General features: G+C 64.5%; 11 protein-coding genes and 1 pseudogene. 10 read left to right on the top strand and 2 right to left on the bottom strand.

Features of this window, described 5'->3' with window-relative positions:
- Positions 1 to 63: 63 nt before the first annotated feature.
- Complete coding sequence (locus H7A86_RS12440) at positions 64 to 771, top strand: glycosyltransferase family 32 protein (RefSeq protein WP_104647939.1); 708 nt, start codon at positions 64 to 66, stop codon at positions 769 to 771.
- A gap of 254 nt (positions 772 to 1,025) precedes the next feature.
- Here the strand turns inward: H7A86_RS12440 and H7A86_RS12435 are convergent, their stop codons facing one another.
- A complete protein-coding gene (locus H7A86_RS12435) occupies positions 1,026 to 2,522 on the bottom strand; it encodes an aminotransferase class III-fold pyridoxal phosphate-dependent enzyme (protein ID WP_119131382.1) in 1,497 nt (498 codons plus the stop codon).
- 122 nt (positions 2,523 to 2,644) lie between these two features.
- On the opposite strand from H7A86_RS12435, the gene H7A86_RS12430 reads away from it, so the two are divergent.
- From H7A86_RS12430 to secF, 6 genes are all read left to right on the top strand, one after another.
- Positions 2,645 to 3,076 (top strand): Lrp/AsnC family transcriptional regulator, encoded by a 432-nt coding sequence (locus H7A86_RS12430; protein ID WP_104582110.1) that lies wholly within the window; start codon positions 2,645 to 2,647, stop codon positions 3,074 to 3,076.
- Positions 3,077 to 3,241: 165 nt separating this feature from the next.
- A complete protein-coding gene (gene queA / locus H7A86_RS12425; RefSeq protein ID WP_104647937.1) occupies positions 3,242 to 4,312 on the top strand; it encodes a tRNA preQ1(34) S-adenosylmethionine ribosyltransferase-isomerase QueA in 1,071 nt (356 codons plus the stop codon).
- Between the two features lie 81 nt (positions 4,313 to 4,393).
- A complete protein-coding gene (tgt, locus tag H7A86_RS12420; protein ID WP_119131383.1) occupies positions 4,394 to 5,539 on the top strand; it encodes a tRNA guanosine(34) transglycosylase Tgt in 1,146 nt (381 codons plus the stop codon).
- Positions 5,540 to 5,670: 131 nt separating this feature from the next.
- A complete protein-coding gene (gene yajC / locus H7A86_RS12415; protein ID WP_104533651.1) occupies positions 5,671 to 6,024 on the top strand; it encodes a preprotein translocase subunit YajC in 354 nt (117 codons plus the stop codon).
- 185 nt (positions 6,025 to 6,209) lie between these two features.
- Positions 6,210 to 8,054: a protein translocase subunit SecD gene (gene secD, locus H7A86_RS12410; RefSeq protein ID WP_180707872.1), complete on the top strand. Its 1,845-nt coding sequence runs from the start codon at positions 6,210 to 6,212 to the stop codon at positions 8,052 to 8,054.
- Positions 8,055 to 8,113: 59 nt separating this feature from the next.
- A complete protein-coding gene (gene secF, locus H7A86_RS12405; RefSeq protein ID WP_119131385.1) occupies positions 8,114 to 9,082 on the top strand; it encodes a protein translocase subunit SecF in 969 nt (322 codons plus the stop codon).
- A 243-nt stretch (positions 9,083 to 9,325) separates the two neighbouring features.
- Here secF and H7A86_RS21065 read toward each other — a convergent pair.
- Positions 9,326 to 9,664 (bottom strand): annotated as a pseudogene (locus H7A86_RS21065) (phage integrase N-terminal SAM-like domain-containing protein); the annotation flags it as partial.
- Positions 9,665 to 9,704: 40 nt separating this feature from the next.
- Here H7A86_RS21065 and H7A86_RS12395 point away from each other — a divergent pair.
- The 3 genes from H7A86_RS12395 to H7A86_RS12385 all read left to right on the top strand — a co-directional run bounded on the left by H7A86_RS12395 (position 9,705) and on the right by H7A86_RS12385 (position 11,674).
- Positions 9,705 to 9,965, top strand: coding sequence for a hypothetical protein (locus H7A86_RS12395; protein ID WP_104647933.1), 261 nt, complete (start codon positions 9,705 to 9,707; stop codon positions 9,963 to 9,965).
- A gap of 403 nt (positions 9,966 to 10,368) precedes the next feature.
- Positions 10,369 to 10,824 (top strand): hypothetical protein, encoded by a 456-nt coding sequence (locus tag H7A86_RS12390; protein WP_119131387.1) that lies wholly within the window; start codon positions 10,369 to 10,371, stop codon positions 10,822 to 10,824.
- Positions 10,825 to 11,032: 208 nt separating this feature from the next.
- Positions 11,033 to 11,674, top strand: a complete 642-nt coding sequence (locus tag H7A86_RS12385) for a hypothetical protein (RefSeq protein WP_127168948.1) — start codon at positions 11,033 to 11,035, stop codon at positions 11,672 to 11,674.
- The last annotated feature ends 231 nt before the right edge of the window (positions 11,675 to 11,905 follow it).

Below are 11,905 nucleotides of genomic sequence, written 5' to 3'. Positions count from 1 at the left end.
TAGCCGGCTTCGACGCGGGTGCTTCGGTGGAGGTTCTGCCTCCCCCAGCCCCGAGAAGCCCCCATGATTCCCCACGTGTTCCATCTCACTGCGCCGACCAAGCACCTGCTTTGGGAAGAGCGCAAAATCCAGGCCCGTCTGCAGCGGCTGCTGCCGGGCTGGACCTGCCATGTCTGGGACGATGCCGACAACTCGGCGCTGATGCGTCGCGCCTTCCCGGATTTGGCCGACCGCTACGAAGCGATCCGCTTCGGTGTGATGAAGGCCGACATCGCCCGCTGCGCCTACATGCATACCTATGGCGGGTTCTATTTCGACACCGACTACAAGCTGCTGCGCACGCTTGGCGCGGACGTGCTGGCACAGCAATGCGTGCTGCCGATCGAAGAGGGCGCGCCCGGCAACGAGCAGTTCAAGATCGGCAATGCGGTGTTCGGCTCGGAGGCGGGACATCCGTTCTGGCGCGCCTTCATCGAGCACATCTTCACCATGCATGCGCCCGAGACGCTGGAAGACCACCGGCAGATTCCGATGATTTCCGGCCCGCGCGGGTTGACGCGTTTCTACAATGCGCACGCCGGCGAGTTTGCCGGCATCGTGTTCCCGGCGCGCGATGCGTTCCATCCCGATCGCACCTGGTTCGGGCTCGGCCACCGCGGCGGCACGGTCGCGGTGGGCTCGCATCTGTGCTGGGCGTCCTGGCGCGGCAAGTCGCCACGCCGGGCAGTGACCAATTACCTGCGTCGCAAGCTGAGCGCCGTGCCGATCTGACCGGGCCAGGCAGCACCCCCGCCGCGCGCAGCGCCGACGGCGCGTGGCGGTTGCCCAGAAGTGGGCGCGCCTGTTCCGCAGGCGCGCAGACACTGCCTGCGTCGCCTTGAAGTCGAGCGGTCTACAACACCATCGCTCTCACCGCCGGTGGGCGCGGCCGGTGCTCCGCACCGGCGTGTACCGCTCGGTGACCAACGTTCCTGCGCACCGTCCGCTTCCCGCTGGCGACCGCTCGCCATGCGTGTCGGTGGCGCTCAGGCCGCCTCGGCCTGGCTCTGGCGCGGACCTTCCTTCAGCGCACGCCCGATCAATCCGACCAGCAGGTCCAGCTCGTCTTCGTCCATCGCAAAGTGCGGGGTGAAGCGCAGCGAATTCTCGCCGCCATGGATGACGTTGACGCCGCGATGGCGCAGCCATTCCTCGGTGGAACCGGCGCCATAGCACTTGAACTGCGGCGCCAGCTCGCAGGAGAACAGCAGCCCGGTGCCCTGCACCTTGGTGATCAGGCCGCCCAGCTCGGACTGCAGTGCCTGCAGCTTGGCGATTGCCTGCGCACCACGGATGCGGATGTTCTCGCGCACCTGCGGGGTGAACAACGCCAGCGTGGCGCAGGCGACATCCAGCGCACGCGGATTGGTGGTCATGGTGTTGCCGTAGGTGCCCTTGCGATACACCTGCGCGGCGTGTTCGGTCACCGCCAGCACCGACAACGGGTATTGTGCGGCGTTGAGCGCCTTGGAGTAGGTCTCCAGGTCCGGCGGGTCGAGCTGTTCGAAGCCGGGGTAATCCACCACCGACAGCACGCCGTGCGCGCGCAGGCCGGCCTGGATCGAATCCACCAGCAGCAGGCTGCCGTGCAGGCGGGTCAGCTCGCGCGCGGCGGCATAGAACGCGGCCGGCAATGCGCGGCCCGGGTCGCCTTCGCCCATCACCGGCTCCAGGAACACCGCCTCGATGAACCAGTGATTGCGTGTGGCCTCGTCGAAGGCGCGCTGCAGCGCCGCCACGTCGTACGGCGCGATCGCGATCACCGAGTCTTCGTCGCGGTAGCTGGCCAGGTACTTGGTGTAGGTCTTGCGGCTGGAATCGGAATACAGGCCGGGGCGGTCGGTGCGGCCATGGAAGCTGCCCTTGACCACCACGCGCTTGATGCTGGCACCGGCGTGGCGCGCACCCGGGTCGGTGTGCAGCTTGGCATTGGTATCGACGATGCGCGCGGCCAGGCCGACCGCTTCAGAACCGGAGTTGAGGCACATGAAGCGTGCGAACGGACTGCCGCCGCGGGTATGCCCGATCTCGGCGCGCAGCGCACGGTCGAGCCGGCGCTGCGCCAGGCTCGGCGTCATCACGTTGGCCATCACCTGCGGACGCGCCATCGCCTCAAGCACCGGCGCGGGGGTGTGGCCGAAGCCGAGCATGCCGTAGCCGCCGGCGTCGTACAGCACCGCGCCCTTGAGCGTGATCACCCAGGGGCCGCGCGCGGCCAGCGCCACGTACGGGGTCACCGCATCGTCGGCGTAGAAGTTGATGAAGCCGTCCTGCACCGCGCCGATCTGTGCGTCTTCATCCAGGTCCAGCAGGTCGGCGGCTTCGGCGCGCACCAGCGCGTACTCGGCAGCGGCCGCGTCGATGGCGTGTGCGAGATCCGGGTGACTGGCGGCCAGGCGCGCGATGCTGGCATCGTCCAGGCCATCGGTCAGGCGGCGGCCGGCATGGGCGCGCAACGGGGCGAGCGGGGCGAGGACGGACATGGCGCATCTCCTGCAAGGTGGCGTTCCCTTTCTATTATCGGCAGAAGATCGGCGTTTGGCAGCGTGAATCCGGGCAGGAAGTCGGGTATTTTCGTCGAATCGACGAACCATTTGGGCAAAAAGTGAAAATCACTCCCTCCGACGAACGCCTGCTGTCGCTGCTGCGCGAGGACGCGCGCGCCTCCACCGCGCAGATTGCGCGCCGGCTCGGGCTGTCGCGCACCACCGTGCAGAGCCGGATCGACAAGCTCGAACGTGACGGGGTGATCAGCGGCTACACCGTGCGCACCCACGACGCCTACGAACAGGGCCGCATCCGCGCGCACATCCTGATCACCGTGCTGCCCAAGAAGATGCCCGCGGTGGTCAAGGCGCTGCGCGACATCCCGCAGGTGCGCCTGCTGCACTCGGTCAGCGGCGCCTACGACCTGATCGCCCTGGGCGTGGTCGGCGGCGTCAACGAGATGGACGTGCTCACCGACGCCATCGGCGCGATCGACGGCGTGGAGCGCACGACCACGTCGATCATTTTGTCAACGAAGTTCGAGCGATGAGGGGCGGGGAATCGGGAGTAGGGAATCGGGAATCGGGAGAGCTTGATCCGGTGACCGGAGCCCTTACTGCGCAAAGCGGCCCGCTTTTACGATTCCCGATTCCCGATTCTCCATTCCCGGCCGCAGTTACAATAGCCGGCTCCTCAGCCATCTAATCCTGCGGCCTTGAAGAAGTCCGATTTCAACTATTCGCTGCCCGACGAGCTGATCGCCCAGGCGCCGTTGGCCGAGCGGGCGGCCAGCCGCTTGCTGGTGGTGCCGCCATCGCCGCAGGCGCTGGTCGACCGGCAGGTGCGCGATCTGCCCGAGTTGCTGCAGCCGGGCGATCTGCTGATCTTCAACGATACCCGGGTGATCCCGGCGCGGCTGTTCGGGCAGAAGGCCAGCGGCGGGCGGGTGGAAATCCTGATCGAGCGCCTGCTGGGCGAGCGGCAGGCGCGGGTGCAGATCGGCGCCAGCAAGTCGCCCAAGGCCGGCAGCTGGATCGCGCTGGATGCCGGCGGCCAGGCCGAGGTGCTGGGCCGTGACGGCGAGTTCTACCTGCTGCGCTTCGAGATCCCCACGCCGCTGGAGCACTGGCTGCTGGAGGCCGGGCGCCTGCCGCTGCCGCCGTACATCCGCCGCGAGCCGGGGGTGGAAGACCGCGAGCGCTACCAGACCGTGTTCGCGCGCGAAGTGGGCGCGGTGGCCGCCCCCACTGCCGGGCTGCATTTCGACGAGGCGCTGCTGGCGCGCCTGCGCGAGCGCGGGGTGGAGTTCGGTCATGTCACCCTGCACGTGGGTGCCGGCACCTTCCAGCCGGTGCGCGTGGACGCGCTGGATCAGCACGTGATGCACACCGAATGGCTTAACGTCGGCGCTGCGCTGGTCGAGCAGGTGCGGCGCACGCGTGCGCGTGGTGGCCGCGTCATCGCGGTGGGAACCACGGTGGTGCGCTCGCTGGAAAGCGCCTGGCGCATCACCGATGCCGCGCCCGAGGGCGAGTTGCTGCCGTTTGCCGGCGAAACCCAGATCTTCATCCTGCCCGGCTACCGCATCCGCAGCGTCGACGCGATGGTCACCAACTTCCATCTGCCCGAAAGCACGCTGCTGATGATGGTCTCGGCCTTTGCCGGCCGCGAGCGCATCTTCGCCGCCTACCAACACGCCATCGAACAGCGCTATCGCTTCTTTTCGTATGGCGATGCGATGCTGTTGTGGAGCAGGGAATCGGGAATCGGGAATGGGGAATCGTAAGTCGGCATCCGCCGAACGATCAGCCACCTGCCAACCGCTTCTCCGATTCCCCAATCTCGATTCCCCATTCCCGGCCCCTCCATGTCCCGACTCCAGTTCCAGCTCCAAGCCACCGACGGCCATGCCCGCCGTGGGCGCCTGACCTTTCCGCGCGGCACCGTCGAGACGCCGGCGTTCATGCCGGTGGGCACCTATGGCTCGGTCAAGGGCATCCTGCCCGAGCAGATCCGCGCGCTGGGTGCGGAGATCATCCTGGGCAATACCTTCCACCTGTATCTGCGCCCGGGTCTGGAGGTGATCGGCGACCACGGCGGGCTGCACGGGTTCGCGCGCTGGGACGGGCCGATCCTCACCGATTCGGGCGGGTTCCAGGTGTTTTCGCTGGCCCATCGCCGCAAGATCACCGAGCAGGGCGTCACCTTCGCCTCGCCGACCGACGGTGCGCGGGTATTCCTGGGCCCGGAAGAGAGCATGCAGATCCAGAAGGTGCTCGATTCGGACATCGTGATGATCTTCGACGAATGCACGCCGTACCCGGCCACCGAGGAGGTGGCGCGGCGCTCGATGGAGCTGAGCCTGCGCTGGGCGCAGCGTTCGCGGCAGGCGCATGACGGGTTGGGCAACGATGCGGCGCTGTTCGGCATCGTGCAGGGCGGGGTGCATCCGGACCTGCGCAGCCGCTCGCTGGACGGGCTGCAGGGTATCGGTTTCGACGGTTACGCCATCGGCGGGCTGGCGGTGGGCGAGCCGGAGCACGAGCGCAATGCGATGCTGGAACACCTGCATCCGCGCCTGCCGGCCGAGCGCCCGCGCTACCTGATGGGCGTGGGCCGGCCCGAAGACCTGGTCGAAGGCGTGGCGCGTGGCGTGGACATGTTCGACTGCGTGATGCCCACCCGCAACGCGCGCAACGGGCATTACTTCACCTCCTTCGGCACCGTGCGCATCCGCAACGCCAGGTACGAACGCGACCTGGACACCATCGAGCCGGGCTGCGGCTGCCATGCCTGCAGCAGCGGCTACACGCGTTCGTATCTGCGCCACCTGGACCGCTGCAACGAGATGCTCGCGCCGATGCTGGGCACCCTGCACAACCTCTGGTACTACGAGAAGCTGATGGCCGACCTGCGCGCGGCCATCGCAGCGGGAACCTTTGCGCAGTTCCGGCGGTCCTTCTATGCGGCACGCGGCGCCATCACGCCGCCGTTGCCGGGGGAAACCAGCTGAGACCGGCCGTCCGCGCCCCGCGCGGACGGTTTGGAACCTGCATGGCATAATTCCCGGCTGTTCCGCTCCGGCGGTACCTGAATAGCGAGCGGGCCGTTTGGCGCGCTGGCACCAAAACTAGGACGCACTGAATGAATCTGCTCGATTTCCTGATCCCCGTCGCCCAGGCGCAGGCCACTGGCGGCGCGCCGGCGCCCGGCCCGATGGGAAGCTTGTCCACCTTCGCGCTGCCGATCATCCTGATCGCGGTCATGTATTTCCTGATGATCCGCCCGCAGATGAAGCGCCAGAAGGAGCACAAGTCGCTGCTGGACAAGCTGGCGCGCGGCGATGAAGTCATCACCTCCGGCGGCGTGGCGGGCGTGATCACCGATATCGGCGACAACTTCATCACCGTGGAAGTGGCCGACAACGTGCGCATCCGCGTGCAGAAGAGTGCCGTGGGCCACGTGCTGCCCAAGGGCACGCTGAAGTCTGCCAACTAAGCGGCAACCCAACCGCTGCGCCCACTGTCAGGTGGGCGCAGTCGGTGCCGCGAACCGGCGCGCACCGCACCGCTCCGCGCACCGCCGCATCCACCTGACGACCGCCGGCAACGTTGTGTTGGCCGCTGGAAGTCGTTTTCACTGCTAGGCGCGTCGCCGGGATGGTGTCGCGCGGGACTGTCGCAATGCTCGAATTTCCTCGCTGGAAGTATTTCCTGATCCTGCTGGTGCTGGCGGTCAGTGCGTTGTACGCGCTGCCCAACATCTACCAGAAGGACCCGTCCGTGCAGATCACCGCCAGCCGCGGTGCCCAGCTCGACGACGCCTTGCGCAGCCGCATCGACGCCGACCTCAAGGCCGCCGGCATCACGCCGAAGGCCGTCACCAAGGAGGGCGACAGCCTGATGGTGCGCCTGCCCAACCTGCAGGCACAGACCCGCGCCAACGACGTGCTGCGCCAGCAACTGGGCGAGAACTACACGGTGGCGCTGAATCTGGCCTCGACCGTGCCGGACTGGCTGGCCAAGCTGGGCGGCCGGCCGATGGTGCTGGGCCTGGACCTGGTCGGCGGCGTGCATTTCGCCATGCAGGTGGACCAGAAGGCCGCGCTGGAAAAGCGCCTGGACGGCTTTGCCGAAGACATCCGCACCACGCTGCGCGATGGCCGTATCGCCTATCGCTCGGTCGAGCGTCGCGGCGACAACAGCATCCAGGTCAGCCTGAGCGAAGGCGCCAGCGTCGACGCCGCGCGCACCGCGCTGGCCAAGTCGCAGCCGACGCTGACCTACGACGTCAGCGGCCAGAACATCTCGGTGAAGGTGCCCGAGGCCGAGCTCAAGCAGATCGCCAGCGGCGCGATCGAGCAGAACCTCACCACCTTGCGCAACCGTGTCAACGCGCTGGGCGTGTCCGAACCGACCATCCAGCGCCAGGGCGAGGACCGCATCGTGGTCGAACTGCCCGGCCTGCAGGACACCGCCGAGGCCAAGCGCCTGATCGGTGCCACCGCCTCGCTGGAATTCCGCGCGGTGGTCGAAGGCAATGCCGAAGACGCCGTGCGCAGCGGCAGCATCCCGCCGGAAGCCAAGGTCTACCGCGTGCGCGATACCGGCGCGCCGGTGCTGCTGAACAAGCGCGCGCTGGTGACCGGCGACCAGATGGTCAGCGCCAGCGTCAGCACCGACCAGAACGGCATGCCGGCGGTGGCGGTGACGCTCAACAACGTCGCCGGCCAGCGCATGCTCGACTACACCAGCGCCAACGTCGGCAAGCTGATGTCGGTGGTCTACATCGAGCGCATCCCCACCGTGACCATGGTCGACGGCAAGGAAGTGCGCAGCGTTCGGGTCAAGGAAGAAGCCTTGTCGCCGACCCGCATTGCGGGTGTGTTCGGCAAGAACTTCCAGACCACCGGTCTGGAGAAGACCGAGGCCGAAAACCTGGCCAAGCTGCTGAAATCCGGCTCGCTGGCCGCGCCGATGGATTTCGTCGAGGAATACGTGATCGGCCCGAGCCTGGGCGCGGAGAACGTGGAGCGCGGCGTCACCGCAGTGATCTACTCGTTCCTGTTCACGCTGGTGTTCTTCACCGTCTACTACCGCGTGTTCGGCGCGATCACCTCGGTGGCGCTGCTGTTCAACCTGCTGATCGTGGTGGCGGTGATGTCCTTGTTCGGTGCCACCATGACGCTGCCGGGCTTTGCCGGTCTGGCGCTGTCGGTGGGCCTGTCGGTGGACGCCAACGTGCTGATCAACGAGCGTATCCGCGAAGAGCTGCGCCTGGGCGTGCCGGCCAAATCGGCGATTGCCGCCGGTTACGAAAAGGCCGGCGGCACCATCCTGGACGCCAACCTCACCGGCCTGATCGTGGCGGTGGCCTTGTACGCGTTCGGCACCGGCCCGTTGAAGGGCTTCGCGCTGACCATGATGATCGGTATCTTCGCCTCGATGTTCACCGCGATCACCGTGTCGCGTGCGCTGGCGGTGCTGATCTATGGCCGTCGCAAGAAGCTGAAGACCGTCGCTATTTAATGCGAGTCCCTCGCAAGAGCCCGCACATCCATGTGCGGACTTTTTAGGAAGATCTTTCAATGAAAATTTTTCCGCTTCATCTGATCCCGAACGACACCAGGATCGACTTCATGCGCCTGCGCAAGCCGGTGCTGATCCTGATGCTGGTGATCGCGGTGGCCTCGGTCGGCGTCATCGTCGGCAAGGGCTTCAACTACGCGCTGGAATTCACCGGCGGCACGCTGGTGCAGACCTCGTTCCAGAAAACCGTGGACGTGGACCAGGTGCGCGAGCAGCTGGCCAAGGCCGGCTTCGAGAACGCCCAGGTGCAGAACGCACGTGGCGGCAACGAAGTGATGATCCGCCTGCAGGCGCGCGAGCAGCACAACAACCGCGACGATGCCGCCAGCAGCGTGGCCGAAGAAGTGCGCAAGGCAGTCAGCACCGCGCAGAACCCCGCCACCGTGCAGCCGGGCGAATTCGTCGGCCCGCAGGTCGGCAAGGACCTGGCCTTGAACGGCGTGTACGCCACGGTGTTCATGCTGGTGGGCTTTCTGATCTACATCGCCTTCCGCTTCGAGTGGAAGTTCGCGGTGGTCGCCAGCCTGACCGCCTTGTTCGACCTGCTGGTCACCGTGGCCTTCGTATCGCTGACCGGCCGCGAGTTCGACCTGACCGTGCTGGCCGGCCTGTTGTCGGTGATGGGCTTTGCCATCAACGACATCATCGTGGTGTTCGACCGCGTGCGCGAAAACTTCCGTGCGCTGCGGGTGGAGCCGCTGGAAGTGCTGAACCGCTCGATCAACCAGACGCTCTCGCGCACGGTGATCACCGCGGTGATGTTCTTCCTGTCGGCGCTGGCGCTGTACATCTACGGCGGCGAGTCGATGGAAGGCCTGGCCGAAACGCACATGATTGGCGCGGTGATCGTGGTGATCTCCTCGGTGATCGTAGCGGTGCCGATGCTGAGCATCGGGCCGTTTGCGGTGACCAAGCAGGATCTGCTGCCCAAGGCCAAGGACGTGGAGGCGCTGGCGCGTCGTCCTTGATCTGTTGGCAAAAGGTGTGACGAAAAAACCGCGCACTGCGCGGTTTTTTCGTTTCCGGCGGTAGACGCCGTGACTGCAAGGTTGTGCGGTGTGACGCCACGACTCAAGATCGTGAAAACTAGGAATTTCGTCGGGCACGTGATGCTCATCGATACGCAGTGCGTGCAGTAGAGAAACAACAGCGCCGCCAAACGCCTGATTCTGTGTGCCCGCAGTCACCTGCGCATCGGTCGCCAAGCGGGTGAGGAACGCCTCGACCTCCGCCTGGCCCATCTGCGCCGGATGGCGCTTGCTGCTGGTCAGGATGAAGCGCGGTATCCGGCTCGGATAAGCCTGCTCGCTGCGCAGGCTGTAGTGCCGAATCCGCAGGCGGTCGCGCAGCCGATTGAGTAGCCAGAGCGGTGGAAGTGCTGTTACGCGAATGTTTTTGGGGTGTATCTCATACGCCTGCCTCCTTGCTGGATAACACCGCAAGCATCCGCATGGTCGCGGCCGCTTGCCATCGTGTAATCCCGTGACCCGGCTAGGATTCCCCAATTCACAAAGCGCCAGCGATCGAAGATACTCAGCGCAACACCGCATTTCGGCGGTCCAATAGCAGTTAGGCCTCAAGGGTGGCGACATGAGTGACGAAGAAGAGCTAATCATCACACCAGTCCCGGCACTAGTAGCTGTTCTCCTTCGCCTGGAGCAGGAAAAGGGCTCCGCACTCACAAAAGCTGAGGTGATTGAGGCACGTGATAACTCGACCTGCATCGCTCTTCCTAAATCAGCTTATGAGGCAATGGTCAAAGCACGCGGCTACGACGACATAGACGCGGATCTAGCGTGGGAAGAATGGCTTTGTATCAGGGACTCACTTCACTTGTCGGATGAGGCCTAACAGTTCGTTCAAGCCGACCGCTGCTTCGCAGCGTCGGCTTAACTCTGGCGTTAGGCGGCGGTGGAGCAGATCAATCGATGAGTCCGGCTTCGGTCAGTCCGCTGGCATGCACACCGTCGGCTCCGGGCAGCAGTCATCACGGTTTCTGGTAGCGGTAGGTTCGGCGCTTTGCCCTGGCGCGTCATTCCCGCGCTGCGCCCGTTGCATTTGGCTTCGGGGACATCACGCGCCGGGGCACCGCTGGTCAAGCTCCATCCCGCAAGCTGTGGCACATTCGGCCCAGGCGGCAGTGCTGGGGAGCAGGGTTGCACCATCCAACCTTCGCGGCCACTCACTGCCTAACAACTCATTCAAGCCGAAGTTGCTTCGCAACTCGGCTTAATTCAAGCGTTAGGGCTCACTCATGCAAGCCGAGGTCATCGCGTCCATCATCGCTGCTACAACCGCCTTGGTCGCGGTGGTGGCTTCTCCATTTCTTGCTGCTCGTACGAGCAAGAACCAGATGATCGGGCCAATGCGCCAAGCTTGGATAAACGATCTGCGCGATACCCTGAGCAACTACAGCGCCCACTTAAGCATCAATAGGTGGTACGGCGCACCATCAGCACAGGACCCCGAGCCGGACAAAGAGCGCAAAGAGCTGGAGGATCTCGCTCGGGTCAAAGAAGCAATTCGTCTCAGAGAAAAGCTCTTCCTATTGCTCAATCCGCGAGAAGACCTACATATGGCTCTCGCCGGCCTCATCCAATCTGCATTTGATGCTTACATGGCGATCGATGATACGAGCGCAATTTTGGTCACACTCCGCAAGAACGCCCAAGTTGTCCTTAAGACAGAGTGGGACGTCGTGCGCGGGTGAGCCCTAACAATTCATTCAAGCCGATGCCGCTTCGCGGCTCGGCTTAATTCAGGCGTTAGGCATCTGGAAGCCCCCCATGCGAGTCTTCGCATCCTGCATTTCATGCCAGCAAGAACTCGGACATCCCAGTTTCGAGCCAATCTTTGCGCCCTACTACGAGGACAGGCTAGCGCCCATCAGATGCTCGCGTGGGCACGATTCCATGCTGATGCTTCAGAGCCTCAAGTTTGAGGTGTTGCTTGAGTCTGGTGCTGCCGCGCTGGCGGCAGGTTTCACGCTGGAAGCAGCCGCGAGCTTCTCTGCAGCTCTAGAGCGATTCTTTGAGTTCTGCACGCGGACGATGCTTATCCATCAAGGGCTGCCAGCATCAGACATAGAAGCGGTATTTTCAGAGATGTCTCGCCAGTCCGAACGTCAGCTGGGTGCCTTTCTCACGATGCATCGCCTTGTCCTTGGCACAGCCTACGCGCCGAGCAAGAAGATAGTTGAGTTTCGCAATGCCGTGATTCACAAAGGCCAGATTCCTACGCCCACCGAAGTAGACGACTTCTGTACCAAGGTCTACGCAGAGGTACTACGCACTACAAAAGCGCTAAAGGATCGCTGCGGCGCCGCAATTCAATCTGTTGTTTCAGAAGACATGAGAGCGCGGACGTCTAAGCTTCCGCCTGGCACGAAGGTAGCCACGATGGCTGGTGGCTCCTTCTTCTCGCTAGTCTCAGATACTCATCCACCCGACTTCAAGTCTGCGTTTGAAGCCCACAAGAAGTGGGCTGAGCTCCTTGCGCAGGCGCTACCGCACATGGAGCTACTCAACAAGTCGCTCCCGCCGCGCCCCGCAGATGCCTAACCCCTCCATCGAGAGGACCCGCCCCAGCAAGCCGGAGCGAGCTTCTCATGTCAAACGTTAGGCGTGTGGCTTCTTCTTCGGCATGGCGCCGCCGCTTGCACTAACCAATCCGCCAGCTGACACTTGGCAGGTCACCTCATCGGACGGTCAACGTGGCAAGCTCTGCATCGGACGCAGCACAAGACAATCAGCCTGCTGGCTCGCAAGCCCTGCCGGCTATCTTCGTTGGGC

Origin of the sequence: Xanthomonas euroxanthea (assembly GCF_903989455.1) — a bacterium.
GTDB classification, from domain to species: Bacteria; Pseudomonadota; Gammaproteobacteria; order Xanthomonadales; family Xanthomonadaceae; genus Xanthomonas; species Xanthomonas euroxanthea.
Note: the sequence above shows the minus strand (reverse complement) of the source record. Positions and strands in the feature narration are given on the sequence as shown.

What these genes read in the sequence shown, in the direction of transcription:
- H7A86_RS12440 (WP_104647939.1), top strand. Translation starts at nt 64, where the DNA reads ATGATTCCCCACGTGTTCCATCTCACTGCGCCGACCAAGCACCTGCTT.
- H7A86_RS12435 (WP_119131382.1), bottom strand. Translation starts at nt 2,522, where the DNA reads ATGTCCGTCCTCGCCCCGCTCGCCCCGTTGCGCGCCCATGCCGGCCGC.
- tgt (WP_119131383.1), top strand. Translation starts at nt 4,394, where the DNA reads ATGTCCCGACTCCAGTTCCAGCTCCAAGCCACCGACGGCCATGCCCGC.
- yajC (WP_104533651.1), top strand. Translation starts at nt 5,671, where the DNA reads ATGAATCTGCTCGATTTCCTGATCCCCGTCGCCCAGGCGCAGGCCACT.
- secD (WP_180707872.1), top strand. Translation starts at nt 6,210, where the DNA reads ATGCTCGAATTTCCTCGCTGGAAGTATTTCCTGATCCTGCTGGTGCTG.
- secF (WP_119131385.1), top strand. Translation starts at nt 8,114, where the DNA reads ATGAAAATTTTTCCGCTTCATCTGATCCCGAACGACACCAGGATCGAC.
- H7A86_RS12395 (WP_104647933.1), top strand. Translation starts at nt 9,705, where the DNA reads ATGAGTGACGAAGAAGAGCTAATCATCACACCAGTCCCGGCACTAGTA.
- H7A86_RS12390 (WP_119131387.1), top strand. Translation starts at nt 10,369, where the DNA reads ATGCAAGCCGAGGTCATCGCGTCCATCATCGCTGCTACAACCGCCTTG.
- H7A86_RS12385 (WP_127168948.1), top strand. Translation starts at nt 11,033, where the DNA reads ATGCTTCAGAGCCTCAAGTTTGAGGTGTTGCTTGAGTCTGGTGCTGCC.